Raw genomic sequence first — 15,984 nt, 5'->3', positions numbered from 1 at the left:
TACTGTTATGCGCCGTGTAACCAGGCCTTTTTCTCCATAAGCTGCTCCTCGGTTTCGAGATGACTTTCGTCAAGAATGCAGCAATCTACCGGGCAAACCGATGCGCATTGTGGTTTTTCGTGGAAGCCCTTGCATTCCGTGCACTTGTCGGATACAATAAAATAGTATTCGTCCGATAAGGGGCTGTTCTTGGCCTCTGCATCAACTTCTTCTCCGTTTAGGGTGCGGATCAGGCCGCGCAGGCTGGTTCCGTCGGCAAAGGTCCAGTCCTGGTCCGGCTCCTGAATTGCGTTATTTGGGCATTTTGAGATGCAGGCATCACAGTTGATGCATTCCTCAGTAATGATAAGTGCCATAGCTAGTGTGTTTTGAGTGGTGGGATAAATGTAGGCACACTTGAGAGAGGATAAATATGACAGTTGTCAAGTTTAGGTATGATGGTAATCAGGAGGCCTTACATGACTGAAGTCATTTTTGCAGGTGATGGGAATCATTTTTATTGCTTTAGGCGAATTCTAGCTTTGAACAAGCGAAAAACTGATAAAAGTCGCCTCTTCCATTCTTAATCAGCGCCCCCCATGATCACAGAAATCCCTGTTCTAGAAAAGAAAGAACCGCAGCCCGAAGTACTGGAAGCTGTGGTGGTACGCTTTGTTGGCGATTCCGGCGACGGCATGCAGCTTACCGGAACCCAGTTTACCGATACCTCGGCCATGTTTGGCAACGACATTGCCACCTTTCCCAACTATCCTTCTGAGATCCGGGCGCCGCAGGGCAGCCTCTATGGGGTATCGGGCTTTCAGGTACACATCGGCAGCATTGAGATCAGCACCCCCGGCGACAATGTAGACCTGCTGGTGGCCATGAACCCGGCGGCGCTCAAGACCAACCTCTATTCCGTAAAGCCTGGCCATACCATTATCGTAGATACCGACGCTTTTACTAAAAAGAACCTGGAGAAGGCCGGCTACACCGCCAACCCCCTGCACGATGGCAGCCTGGCCAATTATAAGGTGATTGAGGTAGACATGACCTCCCTCACCAAAGAGGCCTTAAAGGATATTGAAGGGCTGGACAACAGCGCCATTACCCGCAGCAAGAACATGTTCTCCCTGGGCATGATCTACTGGATGTACAACCGCTCCACCGAGCATACCATCGATTTCATCAATAAGAAGTTCAAGTACAAGCCCCATCTGATCGAGGCCAACACCAAGGTGCTGAATGCCGGCTTCTACTATGCCGAAACCCTGGAGCTGATCCCCAACTCCTACACCATTTCGCCGGCCAAAATGCCGCAGGGCACCTACCGCATCATTATGGGCAATACGGCCACCGCCTGGGGCCTGCTGGCAGCTTCCGAAAAATCGGGGCTGGAGCTTTTTCTGGGCTCGTACCCCATTACGCCGGCTACCGATATCCTGCATGAGCTGGTAAAGCACAAGCACTTTGGCGTAAAGGCCTTTCAGGCCGAAGATGAGATTGCGGGCATTACCTCGGCCATCGGCGCTGCCTTTGCCGGCGATCTGGCCGTTACCACCACCTCGGGCCCCGGCCTGGCGCTGAAAGGCGAAGCCATTGGCCTGGCAGTCATGATGGAGCTGCCCCTGGTGATCATTAACGTACAAAGGGGTGGCCCTTCTACCGGTCTGCCTACAAAAACAGAGCAATCGGACCTGCTGCAGGCCATGTGGGGACGCAATGGCGAGAGCCCGGTGATCGTTATTGCCGCCAGCACCCCGGCCAACTGCTTCAATTATGCCTACGAAGCGGCCCGCCTGGCCCTGGAGCACATGACCCCCGTTATCCTGCTCACCGACGGCTACATTGCCAACGGCTCGGCCCCCTGGAAGATCAAGACCGTGGCCGAAATGCCACCCATCCGCAACCATAAGATTACCCTGGCTTCCGAAAACGCCCACCCCTACGGCCGGGACGAGCAAACGCTGGCCCGCAGCTGGGCTGTGCCCGGCACCCCTGGCCTGGAGCACCGCGTAGGGGGTCTGGAAAAAGACATTGTGAGCGGCAACGTATCGCACGTACCCGAAAACCACCAGAAAATGACCGACCTGCGGGCCGAAAAGGTGCGGCGCGTGCAGCAGAACATTCCCGACCAGAAGGTAGAGTTTGCCTCAGAGGGCGATCTGCTGGTAGTGGGCTGGGGGGGTACCTACGGCGCTCTTTACTCGGCGGTGAAGCAGATGAAGCGGGAAGGCTATACCACCATTGGCCTGGCGCACTTCAACTACATCAACCCCCTGCCTGCCAACACAGGCGAGCTGCTGGGCCGCTTTAAAAAGATCCTGGTCTGTGAGCTGAACGCGGGGCAGTTTGCCAGCATCCTAAAAATTCACTACGGCAAGCTGGCATTCGACCAGTTCAACAAAGTACAGGGCCTGCCCTTTGCCAACGACGAGCTCATTCAGGAATTTAAAAAACATGTGTAAGTATGGAACCTACAGCAGTACCCCCATATACCTTTAAGGATTTTGCCAGCGATCAGGAAGTGCGCTGGTGCCCCGGCTGCGATGATTACGTAGTGCTGCGGGCCATGCAAAAGGCGCTTCCCGAGATGAATGTGCGCAAGGAAGATGTGGTGTTCATATCCGGCATTGGCTGCTCGTCCCGCTTTCCCTACTACATGGATACCTATGGCATGCACAGCATCCACGGCCGGGCGCCGGGCGTGGCCTCGGGCGTTAAGCTGGCCAACCCGGCCCTGAGCGTATGGGTGATCACCGGCGATGGCGACTCCATGGCCATTGGCGGCAACCACCTGATCCATGCCCTGCGCCGCAACATCGACCTGAACATCGTGATGTTCAACAACGAGATCTACGGCCTTACCAAGGGACAATTCTCGCCCACCTCGCTGCTGGGCCAGAAAACAAAATCCTCGCCCTACGGCAATACCCAGCCCCCCTTTAACCCCGGCGAGCTGGCCCTGGGCGCCAATGCCCGCTTTTTTGCCCGCATTGCCGGCAACAGCCCCAAGCTGATCTCGCAGGTACTGGTAGATGCGCACAAATTCAAGGGCACTACCCTCATCGAGGTGCTGCAGAACTGTGTGATCTTCAACGACGGCTGCTACGATGCCATCACCCATAAAGATGTGAAGGAAGACAAGCAGATCTTCCTGGAGCATGGCAAGCCCATGCTCTTCGGCAAAAACCGGGAAAAAGGGCTGGTGCTGCGCGGCCTGAAGCTGGAGGTGGTGACCCTGGGCGAAAATGGCATTACCGAAGCCGACATTCTGGTGCACGATGCCAACGAAAAAGATCCCACCCTGCACGGCATGCTCATTCGCCTGGAGTATCCCATGGCTACGGGGGTGATCAGAAGTTTTGAGGATTATACGCTGGAAGAGCGGGAAAATGCCCTGACCGAACAGATCAAGGCCAAATCGAGCTTCACCAAGACCGATGATCTCTTCTTCTCCGGCGAAACCTACGAGGTAAAATAAACGAGTGCGGCGCCCCTGCTGGCAGGGGCGCTGCTTTCACCCCAACACAAAATCGCTTACCCTTTAACGCTTAGTACGATGGGTGCAGAAGCCTTGATCGTTTTCTTCCTGGCCGGTGTGGTGCTGGTTGCCGGCGGCAATTTCATCTCCAACCTGCTTTCCCACAAATCCGACAACCTGCAGAAACGGGAGCCTTATGAAAGTGGCATGACCACCATAGGGCCTACCTGGGTGCAGTTTAAGGTGGGCTACTACCTCTTCGCCATTCTCTTCCTGATCTTCGATATCGAGATGGCCTTCCTGATTCCCTGGGCGGTGGTGTACCAGACCGTAGGGGTGGTAGCGCTGGTGGAAATTCTCATTTTCCTGCTCATACTGGGAGCGGGGCTGTTGTATGCATGGAAAAAGGAGCACTAAAATGGCAGTAGAACCCATCACCCCCCCGGCCTGCCCCTCAGGCAATGGGGCCAAACCGGCAGGCACCCCCGCTGTTCCGGCCGATTTTCCCGGCAAGGTTATTCCGGCCGGCAATGGCGCCAACATCATCGTCACTACCCTGGACAAGATCATTAACTGGGGGCGCGCCAACTCGCTCTGGTCGCTGTACTTCGGCACCAGCTGCTGCGCCATCGAGATGATGCAGACCGGTGCGGCCCGCCACGACTATGCCCGCTTTGGCTTTGAGGTAGCCAGACCGTCACCACGCCAGGCCGACCTGATCGTGATTGCCGGCACCATTACCCATAAGATGGCCCCGGTGCTGCGCCGCCTCTATGATCAGATGGCCGAGCCCAAGTATGTGATTGCCATGGGCGCCTGCGCCATCTCCGGCGGTCCTTTCTTTTACAACTCCTATTCGGTGGTAAAAGGGGCCGACCACATCATCCCGGTCGATGTGTACGTGCCCGGCTGCCCGCCCAGGCCCGAAGCCCTGCTGGAAGGCATGCTGCTGCTGCAGGAAAAGATCAAAAAAGAGCGCCTGCGGGATAAGGTAAACCCCATTGAGGGCTTTGACGAAGGCTATTTAAACACCTGATGCCATGAGCAACGACGCATTACAGGCCCTGATCGGCAGCTGGTTTCCCGAGCCCGAAGCGGACAAGTTGCAGTGTAGCACCGAAGGCAGCCAATACCTCACCATCAGCCTGGACCCGGCCTACCTGTCGGGCCTGATGGAGCGGCTGAAAAGCAGCCCCGAAACCCAGTTCGATTACCTCTTCTGCCTTACCGGGGTAGACTGGGGCAAGGAGCTGGGGGTGGTCTACCACCTGGAATCCACCACCCACCGCCACATCCTGGTAGTAAAAGTGCAGACCGCCGATCGGGAGGAGCCCTGCTTCGATTCCGTTTCGCACCTCTGGCCCACGGCCAACTTTCATGAGCGGGAGGTATTCGATTTCTTCGGGATCCGCTTCCGCAACCACCCCAACCTCAAAAAGCTCTTCCTCACCGACGAGTGGGAGGGCTACCCCCTGCGCAAGGACTATACCGACGAAGTGAACATGATTGTTAAATAAGGCAGCATGGAAACGGCAACAATCGCTCCTCCTATCAAATCCGAAGAATACTTCATCAACATGGGGCCGCAGCACCCGGCCACCCATGGGGTGCTTCGGCTCCTGCTCACCCTGGATGGGGAGATCATCAAAAAAGTAGAGCCCGACCTGGGTTACATACACCGCTCCATCGAAAAAATGTGTGAGCGCAACAGCTACCAGCAGATCATTCACCTGACCGACCGGCTGGACTACCTCTCTTCCCACATCAACAACGAGGCCGTATGCCTGGCCGTAGAAGCGGCCCTGGGCGTGGAGGTACCCGAGCGGGTAAAGGTGGTGCGCACCATTCTGGACGAGCTCATCCGCATCTCTTCCCACTGCCTCTGGTGGGGGGTCATGGGCATGGACCTGGGCGCTCTTACCAGCTACTTCTATGCCTTCCGGGACCGGGAGATGATCAACGACATCTTTGAGGAGACCTGCGGCGCCCGCCTCACCATGAACTACAATGTGCCGGGCGGCCTCATGCACGACATCCACCCCAACTTTGTGGCCCGCACCAGGGAATTTCTGGCGCACTTCAAAACCAAACTGCCCGAGTACGACCGCCTGCTGACCGACAATGTGATCTTTCAGAAACGGACCAAAGGGGTAGGGGTGCTGAGCCGCCAGGATGCCATTGCCTTTGGCGCTTCGGGTCCGGTGGGCCGTGCCTCGGGCTACTCCTGCGATGTGCGGGTGCACCACCCCTACAGCGCCCTGCCCAAAGTTACGTTCAAAGAAGCCCTGCGGACCGAGGGCGATTCCTTTGCCCGCTACCAGGTGCGCATCCAGGAAATGTGGGAGTCGGTGGCCATTATCGAGCAGCTGATCGATGCCATCCCGGAAGGCCCCCACCAGGTGGCCACCGATGCGGTGATCAAGCTGCCCAAGGGAGAATTCTACCAGAAGGTGGAGACGGCCCGCGGAGAGCTGGGGGTGTTCATCATCAGCACCGGCACCAAAAACCCCTACCGGCTGAAATTCCGCTCGCCCGGATTCTCCAACCTTTCGCTGCTCAACCACATTGCCGTGGGGGGCAAAATCGGCGACCTGGTGGCCACCATGGCTACCCTGGACCTTGTGATCCCTGATATAGACCGTTAATCCGCGAAGGCTATGCTTACCTCCTCCTTACTCTTTATTCCAAGCCTGCACGACTTTCTGTTCTCGCTCCTGCCCCCCGGGCTGGCCAAAGGGGCAGAAATGGTGCTGGTAGGCATTATCTACTTAACCATCTTTGCGGTGGCCGGGCTGTTTCTGGTGCTGCTGGAGCGCAAGGTGGCCGCCCGCTTTCAGCTGCGCCTGGGTCCCAACCGGGTGGGCTACGGGGGCTCCATGCAAACGCTGGCCGATGCGCTGAAGCTGCTCTCCAAAGAACTGACCGGCACCGTGCGGGCCGATAAATTCCTCTTTAACCTGGCCCCTTACTTTGTGATCATAACCGCCCTGATGGCGCTGGCCGTGCTGCCCTTTTCCCAAAGCATGCAGGTGTTTGATATCAACATCGGGCTGTTCTTTCTCATTGCCCTTTCCTCGGTAGGGGTGATCGGCATCCTGCTGGCCGGCTGGGGCAGCAATAACAAATATGCCATGATCGGGGCCATGCGCAGCGGGGTGCAGACCATCAGCTACGAGCTGTCGGTGGGCCTGTCGCTGGTAACCATGGTGCTGCTGGCCGGCAGCCTGCAGCTGTCGCAGATCGTGGAGGTGCAGAAGAGCGGCTGGCTGATTGTGCAGGGGCATATCCCGGCCCTAATCGCCTTTATGATCTTTATGATTGCCGGCACTGCCGAAACCAACCGGGCGCCCTTTGACCTGGTAGAGGCCGAATCGGAGCTGGGCGCCGGCTTCCACACCGAGTACTCGGGGATGAAGTTTGCTTACTTCTTCCTGGCCGAATTCATCAACATGTTCATCATTGCCGCCATTGCCGTGATAGTATTCTTCGGCGCCTGGCTGTCGCCCTTTGGCATTACCGAGTCGCTGCCCTGGCTGGGGGTGTTCTGGTTCCTGGGCAAAACCTTTCTGGTGGTGCTGCTGATGATGTGGTTCCGCTGGACGTTCCCGCGCCTGCGGGTAGACCAGCTGCTGACCCTGGAGTGGAAGTACCTGCTGCCGCTGAACCTGGCCAACCTGGTGCTGATGGCTGTAACGGTGTGGCTGAACCTAACCATTCAATTCTAAGTGCCATGAGCTACTTTACAGAAATATACCATGGGGTGAAAACGCTGCTGACGGGCATGCGTGTGACCGGCAGGTACTTTATCACCTCCGGCAAAAGTGCCATTACCCAGCAATACCCCGACAACAGGGCCAGCCTGAAGATGTTCGATCGCTTTCGGGGCGAGGTGGTGATGCTGCATGATGAAAACAACGAGCACAGCTGCACCGGCTGCCAGAAATGCGAGCTGGCCTGCCCCAACGGCAGCATCGAAATTATCTGGGACAGGGGGGTAGATCCCGAAACGGGCAAGAAGAAGAAATTCATCGACAAGCACATTTACCACCTGGGCATGTGTACCCAGTGCGGCCTTTGTGTGCAGGCCTGCCCCTCCAATGCCATTGTGTGGGCGCAAAAATTTCGAAAAACTCGGTCTACGACAGAACCGAGCTGACCAAAGTACTAAACCAGCCGGGCTCCAAAGTGCGGGCCGGCGTAGAGGAGTAAGCCATGGAAAAGCTCTTATTTTACACATTTGCCCTGCTGATCATTGGTTTTGCGGTGGCCTCGGTGAGCAGCCGCAACATGCTGCGCTCGGTGGTATACCTGCTCTTTGTGCTCATAGGCATAGCAGGGGTATACTTTATGGCCGACTACTACTTTCTGGCAGCGGTGCAGCTGGCCGTGTATGCCGGCGGCATTATCGTGCTGATCATCTTTTCGGTACTGCTGGTGCACCACATCGAGATGGAGCTGGAGGTGGCCAAACTTTCCCGGCGCCTGCTGGTGGGGGCTACCTGCCTGCTGGGCCTGGGGGTATTTCTGGGCACCATTTACACCCATCCCTTTGTGGAGGCCAGCACGACCGCCCCTACCACGGTAGAAGCCATCGGCCTGCTGCTGCTGAGCTACGAGGCCGGGGGTTTTATCCTGCCCTTTGAGGTGATCAGCATTCTGCTGCTGGCCGCCATGATTGGCGCCATTACCATTGCCAAAGGGGGCGGGCCTGTGGCCGAAGAAAGCAAAACCCCTGCTCCACGTACCGAAGAGGTGCCCCTGGTGGCTACAGCCCGGCAGGCCGAGCCTGCGCCGGCGCCCGTCCTGGATGCGCCCGAACTGGTGGCTCCCTAACCCCTTACCCTTTAACCTGAACGCCTTATGATACCCGGCATCAGCATTACAGAAGTACTTACGCTCTCGTCCATCCTCTTCTTTATAGGGGTGTACGGGTTCATGACCCGCACCAACCTTATCTCCGTGCTTATCTCGGTAGAGCTTATCCTAAATGCCTCTGTCATCAACTTTGTGATGATCAACAAATACCTCTTTCCCGAGCTGTTGCAGGGGGTGGTCTATTCGATCTTCATCATAGCGGTGGCCGCTGCTGAAACTGCGCTGGCCGTTGCCATCATCTTTAACCTCTACAAGCAGGTAAGCTCGGTAGCGGTACGGGAAACTGAAACCATGAAGTATTAACTCAGGAAACTATGAATATTGGCTATCTCCTCCTGGTCCCCCTAATTCCGCTGCTGGTCTTTCTGCTGCTGGGGGTGTTTAACAAGCGCATTACGCCTGCTGTTTCCGGCCTTATAGGGGTAGCGGGCCTGGCGGTATCTACAGGGCTCTCCTATTATGCGGCTTTTCAGTACTTCTTTGTAGCGGCTAAGGTGGAGGGCGCCTACCAGGCCTTTGTGCTAAAAGGGGTCTGGATGCGCTTTACCGAAACGCTGCACATCGACATGGGCCTGCTCATCGACCCCATTTCGGTGATGATGCTGGTGGTGGTCTCCACCATTTCTCTGATGGTGCATATTTACAGCCGGGGCTATATGAAAGGGGATGCCGGCTACACCCGCTTCTTTGCCTTTCTCTCGCTCTTTACCTTTTCGATGTACGGGCTGGTGCTGGCCACCAACCTCTTTCAGATCTACATTTTCTGGGAGCTGGTGGGGGTATCGTCCTTTTTGCTGATCGGCTATTACTATACCAAACACTCGGCGGTGGCGGCGGCCAAAAAGGCCTTTATCGTTACGCGCTTTGCCGACTTCGGCTTCCTGATCGGCATCCTGATCATTGGCTTCTACACCGGCACCTTCGATTTTGAAAGCCTGAACGACCCGCAGGGGCCGGCCATTCTCCACTGGGCCTCTACCTCCTTTATGGGGCTCTCGGCTATTAGCTGGGCGCTGATCCTGATGTTTATGGGCGGCGCCGGCAAATCGGCCCTATTTCCGCTGCACATCTGGCTGCCCGATGCCATGGAAGGTCCCACGCCGGTGTCGGCCCTGATCCACGCCGCTACCATGGTGGTGGCGGGGGTGTACCTGGTGGCCCGCCTGTTTCCGCTCTATTTCTTCGTGGATGAAGGATTTGTGCTGCAGATCGTGGCCTATGTGGGGGCCTTCTCCTCGCTCTTTGCGGCTATCATCGCCATTACGCAAACGGATATTAAGCGCATCCTGGCCTTTAGTACCATGTCGCAGATCGGCTTTATGATGATGGCGCTGGGGGTATCGGGCTTTGCCGGGCACGAAGGGATAGGCTATATGGCCTCCATGTTCCACCTCTTTACCCACGCCATGTTTAAGGCGCTGCTCTTCCTGGGGGCCGGCTCGGTGATCCATGCGGTGCACAGCAACAACCTTCTCCAGATGGGCGGCCTCCGTAACTACATGCCCATTACCAACATTACCTTTTTGATAGCGGCACTAGCCATTGCCGGGGTGCCGCCCCTGGCCGGCTTCTGGAGCAAGGACGAAATTCTGGTGGCTGCTTTTGCCGCCAGCCCCCTGATCTATGGAATAGGGGTGGTGGTGGCGGGCCTCACCGCCTTCTACATGTTCCGGCTCTACTTTGGCATTTTCTGGGGCAAAGAAACCCGCTATGCCCATGCCCCGCATGAGTCGCCCCTGTCCATGACAGGCCCCCTGCTGGTGCTGGCAGTGCTGAGTGCGGTGGTAGGCTTTATCCCCTTCAGCCAGTTTGTGGCCGCCGACCGCATCGGTTTTGTAGCACAGCTGCACTGGGAGCTGGCCGGTGTAGCCGTGGCGGTTGGCCTGCTGGGCATTGGCCTGGCCTGGCGCTTCTACAAAACCGAAAATGCGCTGGCCGGCCGTTTTGCGCAGGGTTTTGGCCCGCTGTATACCTGGGCCAGCCACAAGTTTTACCTGGATGAGCTCTACCTCTTTGTAACCCGCCAGCTGATCTTCAAGCGTATCTCGGCCCCCATTGCCTACATCGACAAGAAATGGGTAGATGGCAGCATGGAAGGCATTGGAAATAAAACCGTACTGATCGCCTCCAAGATAAAGGGCCTGCAATCCGGCAGGCTGCAGGATTATGCCTTTGCCTTTATCGGCGGGGTGGTGCTGCTGGCGCTGGTGTTTGTGTATCTCTGGACCCTCTAATTGCATTGATATGGACATTTTATCATTATTCGTCCTGGTGCCGGTACTGGTGGTGGTGGCCCTGGTGTTTACCAAAGGATTGCCCCAGGCCCGCCTGGTTTCCATGGTGGGAGGGTTGGTGCAGCTGGGCATGGCCATTAACCTCTTGTTTGCCTACCTGCGGGAAAGCGCTGTGAATAGTAGCATCTTTCTTTTCACCCGGGATATTGTCTGGTTCCGGCACTTCAACATCCACTACAGCATAGGAGTAGACGGCATTTCGGTGGCCTTGATCCTGCTGACGGCCCTGGTGGTACTGGCAGGGGTGTTCATTTCCTGGAAGATCGACGACTTGCCCAAAGAGTTCTTTATCTCGCTGCTGGTGCTGGCTACGGGGGTGTACGGCTTCTTTATCTCCACCGACCTCTTTACCATGTTCCTTTTTTACGAGGTAGCGGTAATTCCCATGTACCTGCTGATCGGCATCTGGGGCTCCGGGCCCAAGGAATACTCGGCCATGAAGCTGACGCTGATGCTGATGGGCGCCTCGGCCCTGTTGCTGGTGGGCATTCTGGGCATTTACTTCCATTCCAATGCCGATGGGGGTGCGCTCACCTTTAAGCTGCTGGAGATTGCCCAGGTAAACATTCCGCTGGAAGCGCAGAAGCTCTTCTTCCCCCTAACCTTTATTGGCTTTGCGGTGCTGGGCGCCCTGTTCCCCTTTCATACCTGGTCGCCCGACGGCCACGCCTCGGCCCCTACGGCGGTATCGATGCTGCATGCCGGGGTGCTGATGAAGCTGGGTGGCTATGGGGTGTTCCGGGTGGCCATGTTCCTGCTGCCGGCGGGGGCACTGGAGTGGTCCTGGTTCTTTATCATCCTCTCGGCCATGGGGGTGGTGTACGGGGCCTTTGCGGCCATTAAGCAGACCGACCTCAAGTACATCAACGCCTATTCTTCGGTAAGCCACCTGGGCATGGTGCTCTTTGCCCTGTTGATGCTGAACAAAACCGCCTGGAACGGGGCCATTCTGCAATCGCTCTCCCATGGCTTTATGACGGCGCTGTTCTTCGCCCTCATTGGCATGATCTACAGCCGCACCCCATACCCGGGACATTACCAAACTGGGCGGGCTGCTGAAGGTGATCCCCTTTATTTCGGTGGTGTATGTAATTGCCGGTCTGGCCTCGCTGGGCCTGCCGGGCTTCAGCGGCTTTGTGGCCGAGATGAACATCTTTGTAGGCGCCTTCCAGCAGGAGGCCCTGTTCTACCGGGTAGCCACCATCCTTTCGGTATCGGCCATTGTGATTACGGCGGTGTACATTCTGCGGGTGGTGGGCATTATGCTGATGGGGCCGGTCAAGAACCCCGAGTTTGCCAGCCTGCCGCAGGCCACCTGGTATGAGACCACCGGCATTGTGCTGCTGCTGCTGCCCATTGTGGGCATCGGTGTGGCGCCTCTCTGGCTCAGCGATATGATCTTAAAAAGCCTGCAGCCCTTTTTACAGGGGGTATTATAATCTTTAACACCTACGGAGATGGATCTGAGTACTCTACTACTGATGCGGCACGAGGGGATACTGCTCCTGATTACGCTGCTGCTGCTGGGCGCCGACCTGTTCATGCCAGCAGGCAAACGGAGCAGCCTGGTGCACCTGGCCCTGCTGCTGTTTGGCCTGCATACGGCCCTGGGCTTTTTGCCGATGGAAGAAAGCAGCCTGTTTGGCGGCATGTTCCGCAGCACCCCCCTTATCTACTTCTTTAAAAATGCACTGAACATCGGGGTATTCATTCTGCTGTTGCAGTCGGCCGACTGGGTAAAGGAAAAGATCCTGCAGCAGCAACGGGGCGCCGAGTTCTTTCTCCTGCTGTTTTTCTCCCTGCTGGGCATGTACTTCATGATCTCAGCCGGCGATTTCCTGATGTTCTACATCGGCCTGGAGCTCTCTACCCTTCCCCTTGCGGCCCTGGCGGCCTATGAGATCGGCAAGCGCCAGTCCAGCGAGGCGGGCATTAAGCTGGTCCTGTCGGCCGGCCTGGCCTCCGGGGTATCGCTCTTTGGCATCTCGATGCTCTATGCGACGACGGGCTCCATTTACTTTGAGGCCATCATAGGGGTACTTAGCAGCTCCCCCCTGGCCATTCTGGGCATGCTACTCTTCTTTGCCGGCCTGGCCTTTAAGATCTCGCTGGTGCCCTTCCATTTCTGGACAGCCGATGTGTACGAGGGCTCGCCCATTCCGGTGGCCTCATTCCTGTCGGTGATCTCCAAGGGGGCGGCGGTCTTTATCCTGATGATCCTGCTCTTTACGGTGCTGAAACCCCTGATGCCCGTATGGGAAAACCTGGTGTATGGGCTGGCGCTGCTAACCATGTTTGTAGGCAACCTTTTTGCCCTGCGCCAGCAGAACATGAAACGCTTTCTGGCCTTCTCGTCCGTAGCGCAGGCCGGCTTTATCCTGCTGGGCCTTATTACCGGCAGTCAGCTGGGCACTGCCACGGTGGTGTACTTTGTGCTGATCTACATCTTCTCCAACCTGGCGGCTTTTGGGGTGGTGCAGGCCATTTCGCTGCAGACCGGCAAGGAGAACATGGATGATTACGAGGGCCTCTACCGTACCAACCCCCTGCTGAGCCTGGTGATGCTGCTGGCCCTCTTTTCGCTGGCGGGCATACCACCGGTGGCGGGTTTCTTCGGCAAGTTCTTTCTCTTTACGGCAGCGGCCAGCGAGGGCTACTACCTGCTGGTGTTTCTGGCGGTGGTAAATGCCACCATCTCGCTCTACTACTACCTGCTGGTGGTGCGGGCCATGTTTGTGCGCAAGGGGGAGCATCCGGTTCCCTACTTCCGCAATGCCGGCTACATGCGGCTGGGCCTGGCCATCACCGTCATTGGCATACTGGTGCTGGGCCTGTACAGCCCGCTCTACGACTACATCTTTGAACTAAGTGCAGCATTAAAATAGCAACCCCATGGCACTGGAAGGAAAACATAGCTTTGGCAGCATTGGCGAAACCCGGGTGAGCTTTGTGGAAAAAAAGGCAGACGCCGCCCGCAGGGACTTCTTAAAAGCCCTGCTGGAGCACAACGGCTTTGAGGTGGTGCTGGAAGAAGAAAAGCGCAAGACGGAAGAAGAGCCGCAGCTCTATACCGTTGCCGTAACGGACATGCTTTTTAATCCTGCAACCTACATTTTCGAGCGCCGGCTGCGCACCCCCGACGGGCGCCGGGTAACCCAGGACTACTGGCTGCAGAAAACAGAGGAGACCCGGCCGCAGTACTGGAGCCGGACCCATTAGCTTTTGCTCCTGCTTTTTGCCGGCCAGCAAAGCAGGAGCAAGGGCCTGTGATGGGAGTCATGCGGATATATATTTTTTATGGAAGCTCCCAACAGCGCCTGGGCTGCCGGCCTGCTGCTTTCGGCAAGGCAGCCTTTACAAGTAGTGTAGCCGGCACTTAGCCCTGCTGCTTCTAAGCACGGCTATTACCGGCGGCAGGGGTGCACATTGGCCGGGCAGGCTGCGGGGATCATTTGCTCCTGGCGTTGCTGCTTAACTTTTTCGGGTATCCTGCGTATTTTTTTAGGGCTGCAATACCAGCGATCTGTTTAGCAGGATTGGATGCGGAGAATGGCTGAGGTTGAAGCAAAATGAGAATAAAGCAGAGAACGTAGGCAAGCTACCCCCTTTGCCCTGGTGTTTGGGGCGGCCGCTGGCTTTGCAATTTTTTGATAACAGGAAGACTCAGCCACCGTGAAAGATCCAAAAGAAATCATAGACCACCGGAAGATTGCCTCTGAAGATGTGCTGCTGCATGAGGTGATCGAAAACATCAGCGAGTATGCCATCTTTCTGATGGATACCAGGGGGCACATAGCCAGCTGGAACAAGGGTGCCGAAAAAATAAAGGGCTATAAAGAAGCTGATGTGCTGGGCCGCTACTATGGCATGTTGTTTCCCGAAGATAAGCAGCAGGAAGGCCTGCCTGAGCGGGAACTCCGGATTGCCATTGAAAGCGGGCGCTTTCAGGATGAATCCTGGCGCAGAAAGAAAAACGGAGAGCTGTTCTGGGCCAATGTGATGCTTACGGCCATCCCCAACAAGCAGGGGAACGTTACCGGCCTGATCAAAATTACCAAAGACCTCTCGGAGCGCAAAAAAGCCGAAGATGCCCTTTACAAGCACAACGAGTTGCTCATCAAGCTCAATGCCGATCTGGATAACTTTGTGTACACCGCCTCGCATGATCTGAAATCGCCGGTGCTCAACCTGGGCAGCCTGCTGGAGGTGCTGGAGAAAGAAACGGATCCGCAGAAAAGTGCTCAGATCCGCCAGTACATGCGCACCTCTATCCAAAAGCTGGAGCAGACCATTTCTGAGCTTACCAACATTGCCAAGGTGCAAAAAAGACCTGGAAGACGGAAACGAGGAAAAAGTATCACTTCCGGATCTGCTGGAGGATGTCAAGTATTCCATTACCAATAAAATGCATGTGGAATGCCCGGGGATCGAAACCGATTTTCGGGTAGAGGAGCTGATGTTTTCCAGGCTGAACCTGCGCAGCATTTTCGCCAACCTGCTCACCAATGCCATGAAGTACCGCTCGCCCGAGCGGGAGTGCCGGGTGAAGATCTCCAGCTGGGCAGAAAAGGACAAGGTGGTGCTGGAGGTGGCCGACAACGGGATTGGGATGCCCAAAGGCTATCAGAACAAAGTGTTTAAAATGTTTACCCGCATGCACACCCATGTGGATGGCTCCGGGGTAGGCCTTTACATCATCAAACGGATTGTAGACAATGCCAACGGACAGATAGAAGTAGAGAGTGCCGAAGGCCGGGGCACCACCTTCCGGGTACATCTGCCGGTCTGTTCCTAGCGGCTTCTCCAATATCCTTTAAATGCTGGTTATCCCCCTGGTGCCAGTGTCTGGATAACCAACGGCAGGCCGGGCAGCGCCTGTTTATTTAACGTGAATTATGGATTAGCTTTTTTAAAGAAGTTGAAAAGCGGTACGAAAATCCCCCTACGCGGGCCGCCCTTCGCCAAGGGGGATTTAGGACCATATGGAAGCTTTGCAGTAAAACAAGCCCATATTTCACCCTAAATTACCTCACCCCATTCAGGCGGCTGGCGGCGGCTCTGCCAACCAGCCAGATGGGCTCTCCCGCTTGTGGCTTAATGAGCTGGGCGGGGTAGTGCTCCGGCCTGTAGGGACCCTCCAGCACCTGCTGCAGGGCCTCGGCTTTTTTCTCTCCAAAGACCAGGAACACAATTTTGCGGGCGGCATTGATCACCGGAGCTGTCAGGGTAATGCGGTGCATCTGCTGGGCGGGCAGGTAGTAGGCCTGTACCCAGCGGTTTTGCTCCTGCAGCACCTCGCCCGGAAAGAGGGAGGCCGTATGCCCATCCTCGCCCATGCCCAGCAGCACCAGG

The 15,984-nt window shown here is 56.4% G+C and carries 18 protein-coding genes and 2 pseudogenes; 18 read left to right on the top strand and 2 right to left on the bottom strand.

Going from position 1 to position 15,984, the window contains the following annotated elements:
- Nucleotides 1-5: 5 nt before the first annotated feature.
- The gene (locus tag ADICEAN_RS07435; RefSeq protein ID WP_009194952.1) at nucleotides 6-356 is read right to left on the bottom strand and encodes a 4Fe-4S dicluster domain-containing protein; all 351 of its coding nucleotides are present in this window, start codon (nucleotides 354-356) and stop codon (nucleotides 6-8) included.
- A gap of 222 nt (nucleotides 357-578) precedes the next feature.
- On the opposite strand from ADICEAN_RS07435, the gene ADICEAN_RS07430 reads away from it, so the two are divergent.
- The 18 genes and pseudogenes from ADICEAN_RS07430 (at nucleotide 579) to ADICEAN_RS21020 (ending at nucleotide 15,427) form a co-directional block, all read left to right on the top strand.
- Nucleotides 579-2,447, top strand: a complete 1,869-nt coding sequence (locus ADICEAN_RS07430; protein WP_009194951.1) for a 2-oxoacid:acceptor oxidoreductase subunit alpha — start codon at nucleotides 579-581, stop codon at nucleotides 2,445-2,447.
- A 2-nt stretch (nucleotides 2,448-2,449) separates the two neighbouring features.
- Nucleotides 2,450-3,463, top strand: coding sequence for a 2-oxoacid:ferredoxin oxidoreductase subunit beta (locus tag ADICEAN_RS07425; protein WP_009194950.1), 1,014 nt, complete (start codon nucleotides 2,450-2,452; stop codon nucleotides 3,461-3,463).
- 78 nt (nucleotides 3,464-3,541) lie between these two features.
- On the top strand, nucleotides 3,542-3,880 hold the full coding sequence (locus ADICEAN_RS07420) for an NADH-quinone oxidoreductase subunit A (protein ID WP_009194949.1): 339 nt from the start codon (nucleotides 3,542-3,544) through the stop codon (nucleotides 3,878-3,880).
- Nucleotide 3,881: 1 nt separating this feature from the next.
- On the top strand, nucleotides 3,882-4,499 hold the full coding sequence (locus ADICEAN_RS07415; protein ID WP_152426347.1) for an NADH-quinone oxidoreductase subunit B: 618 nt from the start codon (nucleotides 3,882-3,884) through the stop codon (nucleotides 4,497-4,499).
- Between the two features lie 4 nt (nucleotides 4,500-4,503).
- Nucleotides 4,504-4,980 carry an NADH-quinone oxidoreductase subunit C gene (locus ADICEAN_RS23010; protein ID WP_009194947.1) on the top strand — a complete coding sequence of 159 codons (477 nt, stop codon included), beginning with the start codon at nucleotides 4,504-4,506 and terminating at the stop codon, nucleotides 4,978-4,980.
- A gap of 6 nt (nucleotides 4,981-4,986) precedes the next feature.
- Nucleotides 4,987-6,108 carry an NADH-quinone oxidoreductase subunit D gene (locus tag ADICEAN_RS07405; RefSeq protein WP_009194946.1) on the top strand — a complete coding sequence of 374 codons (1,122 nt, stop codon included), beginning with the start codon at nucleotides 4,987-4,989 and terminating at the stop codon, nucleotides 6,106-6,108.
- A gap of 12 nt (nucleotides 6,109-6,120) precedes the next feature.
- The gene (gene nuoH / locus ADICEAN_RS07400) at nucleotides 6,121-7,188 is read left to right on the top strand and encodes an NADH-quinone oxidoreductase subunit NuoH (protein ID WP_009194945.1); all 1,068 of its coding nucleotides are present in this window, start codon (nucleotides 6,121-6,123) and stop codon (nucleotides 7,186-7,188) included.
- Nucleotides 7,189-7,193: 5 nt separating this feature from the next.
- Nucleotides 7,194-7,619: a 4Fe-4S dicluster domain-containing protein gene (locus ADICEAN_RS07395; RefSeq protein WP_009194944.1), complete on the top strand. Its 426-nt coding sequence runs from the start codon at nucleotides 7,194-7,196 to the stop codon at nucleotides 7,617-7,619.
- Between the two features lie 56 nt (nucleotides 7,620-7,675).
- Nucleotides 7,676-8,296 carry an NADH-quinone oxidoreductase subunit J family protein gene (locus ADICEAN_RS07390; RefSeq protein ID WP_009194943.1) on the top strand — a complete coding sequence of 207 codons (621 nt, stop codon included), beginning with the start codon at nucleotides 7,676-7,678 and terminating at the stop codon, nucleotides 8,294-8,296.
- 27 nt (nucleotides 8,297-8,323) lie between these two features.
- Entirely contained in the window at nucleotides 8,324-8,641 is a 318-nt protein-coding gene (nuoK, locus tag ADICEAN_RS07385; protein ID WP_009194942.1) for an NADH-quinone oxidoreductase subunit NuoK, read from the top strand.
- An 11-nt stretch (nucleotides 8,642-8,652) separates the two neighbouring features.
- Complete coding sequence (gene nuoL, locus ADICEAN_RS07380; RefSeq protein ID WP_009194941.1) at nucleotides 8,653-10,572, top strand: NADH-quinone oxidoreductase subunit L; 1,920 nt, start codon at nucleotides 8,653-8,655, stop codon at nucleotides 10,570-10,572.
- Nucleotides 10,505-11,650 (top strand): annotated as a pseudogene (locus tag ADICEAN_RS07375) (complex I subunit 4 family protein); the annotation flags it as partial. The gene nuoL and the pseudogene ADICEAN_RS07375, both read left to right, overlap by 68 nt.
- Before the next feature lie 43 nt (nucleotides 11,651-11,693).
- A pseudogene (locus tag ADICEAN_RS23855) lies at nucleotides 11,694-11,780 on the top strand (hypothetical protein); the annotation flags it as partial.
- A 120-nt stretch (nucleotides 11,781-11,900) separates the two neighbouring features.
- Complete coding sequence (locus ADICEAN_RS23005) at nucleotides 11,901-12,071, top strand: hypothetical protein (RefSeq protein WP_201766020.1); 171 nt, start codon at nucleotides 11,901-11,903, stop codon at nucleotides 12,069-12,071.
- Nucleotides 12,072-12,089: 18 nt separating this feature from the next.
- Nucleotides 12,090-13,517: an NADH-quinone oxidoreductase subunit N gene (locus ADICEAN_RS07370; RefSeq protein ID WP_009194939.1), complete on the top strand. Its 1,428-nt coding sequence runs from the start codon at nucleotides 12,090-12,092 to the stop codon at nucleotides 13,515-13,517.
- A gap of 7 nt (nucleotides 13,518-13,524) precedes the next feature.
- Nucleotides 13,525-13,851 carry a hypothetical protein gene (locus ADICEAN_RS07365; RefSeq protein WP_009194938.1) on the top strand — a complete coding sequence of 109 codons (327 nt, stop codon included), beginning with the start codon at nucleotides 13,525-13,527 and terminating at the stop codon, nucleotides 13,849-13,851.
- Between the two features lie 453 nt (nucleotides 13,852-14,304).
- The gene (locus ADICEAN_RS21025; protein ID WP_009194937.1) at nucleotides 14,305-15,036 is read left to right on the top strand and encodes a PAS domain-containing protein; all 732 of its coding nucleotides are present in this window, start codon (nucleotides 14,305-14,307) and stop codon (nucleotides 15,034-15,036) included.
- Nucleotide 15,037: 1 nt separating this feature from the next.
- Nucleotides 15,038-15,427 carry a sensor histidine kinase gene (locus tag ADICEAN_RS21020; RefSeq protein WP_009194936.1) on the top strand — a complete coding sequence of 130 codons (390 nt, stop codon included), beginning with the start codon at nucleotides 15,038-15,040 and terminating at the stop codon, nucleotides 15,425-15,427.
- A gap of 229 nt (nucleotides 15,428-15,656) precedes the next feature.
- On the opposite strand, the gene ADICEAN_RS07355 is transcribed toward ADICEAN_RS21020, so the two are convergent.
- The coding region (locus tag ADICEAN_RS07355) for a 6-phosphogluconolactonase (protein ID WP_040396488.1) at nucleotides 15,657-15,984 on the bottom strand (328 nt) is incomplete at its 5' end.

The sequence above is a fragment of the Cesiribacter andamanensis AMV16 genome (assembly GCF_000348925.1).
In the GTDB taxonomy this organism is placed as follows: domain Bacteria; phylum Bacteroidota; class Bacteroidia; order Cytophagales; family Cyclobacteriaceae; genus Cesiribacter; species Cesiribacter andamanensis.
The sequence above is the reverse complement of the archived record's forward strand: the minus strand, read 5'-3'. Positions and strand labels throughout refer to the sequence as shown.

Excerpts from the sequence above, each read along its gene's own strand:
- nuoL (WP_009194941.1), top strand. The coding sequence starts at position 8,653 with ATGAATATTGGCTATCTCCTCCTGGTCCCCCTAATTCCGCTGCTGGTC.
- ADICEAN_RS07430 (WP_009194951.1), top strand. The coding sequence starts at position 579 with ATGATCACAGAAATCCCTGTTCTAGAAAAGAAAGAACCGCAGCCCGAA.
- ADICEAN_RS07390 (WP_009194943.1), top strand. The coding sequence starts at position 7,676 with ATGGAAAAGCTCTTATTTTACACATTTGCCCTGCTGATCATTGGTTTT.
- ADICEAN_RS21020 (WP_009194936.1), top strand. The coding sequence starts at position 15,038 with ATGCATGTGGAATGCCCGGGGATCGAAACCGATTTTCGGGTAGAGGAG.
- ADICEAN_RS07395 (WP_009194944.1), top strand. The coding sequence starts at position 7,194 with ATGAGCTACTTTACAGAAATATACCATGGGGTGAAAACGCTGCTGACG.
- nuoH (WP_009194945.1), top strand. The coding sequence starts at position 6,121 with ATGCTTACCTCCTCCTTACTCTTTATTCCAAGCCTGCACGACTTTCTG.
- ADICEAN_RS07405 (WP_009194946.1), top strand. The coding sequence starts at position 4,987 with ATGGAAACGGCAACAATCGCTCCTCCTATCAAATCCGAAGAATACTTC.
- ADICEAN_RS23010 (WP_009194947.1), top strand. The coding sequence starts at position 4,504 with ATGAGCAACGACGCATTACAGGCCCTGATCGGCAGCTGGTTTCCCGAG.
- ADICEAN_RS07415 (WP_152426347.1), top strand. The coding sequence starts at position 3,882 with ATGGCAGTAGAACCCATCACCCCCCCGGCCTGCCCCTCAGGCAATGGG.
- ADICEAN_RS07435 (WP_009194952.1), bottom strand. The coding sequence starts at position 356 with ATGGCACTTATCATTACTGAGGAATGCATCAACTGTGATGCCTGCATC.
- ADICEAN_RS07365 (WP_009194938.1), top strand. The coding sequence starts at position 13,525 with ATGGCACTGGAAGGAAAACATAGCTTTGGCAGCATTGGCGAAACCCGG.
- ADICEAN_RS07420 (WP_009194949.1), top strand. The coding sequence starts at position 3,542 with ATGGGTGCAGAAGCCTTGATCGTTTTCTTCCTGGCCGGTGTGGTGCTG.
- ADICEAN_RS07425 (WP_009194950.1), top strand. The coding sequence starts at position 2,450 with ATGGAACCTACAGCAGTACCCCCATATACCTTTAAGGATTTTGCCAGC.
- ADICEAN_RS23005 (WP_201766020.1), top strand. The coding sequence starts at position 11,901 with ATGGGGCCGGTCAAGAACCCCGAGTTTGCCAGCCTGCCGCAGGCCACC.
- nuoK (WP_009194942.1), top strand. The coding sequence starts at position 8,324 with ATGATACCCGGCATCAGCATTACAGAAGTACTTACGCTCTCGTCCATC.
- ADICEAN_RS07370 (WP_009194939.1), top strand. The coding sequence starts at position 12,090 with ATGGATCTGAGTACTCTACTACTGATGCGGCACGAGGGGATACTGCTC.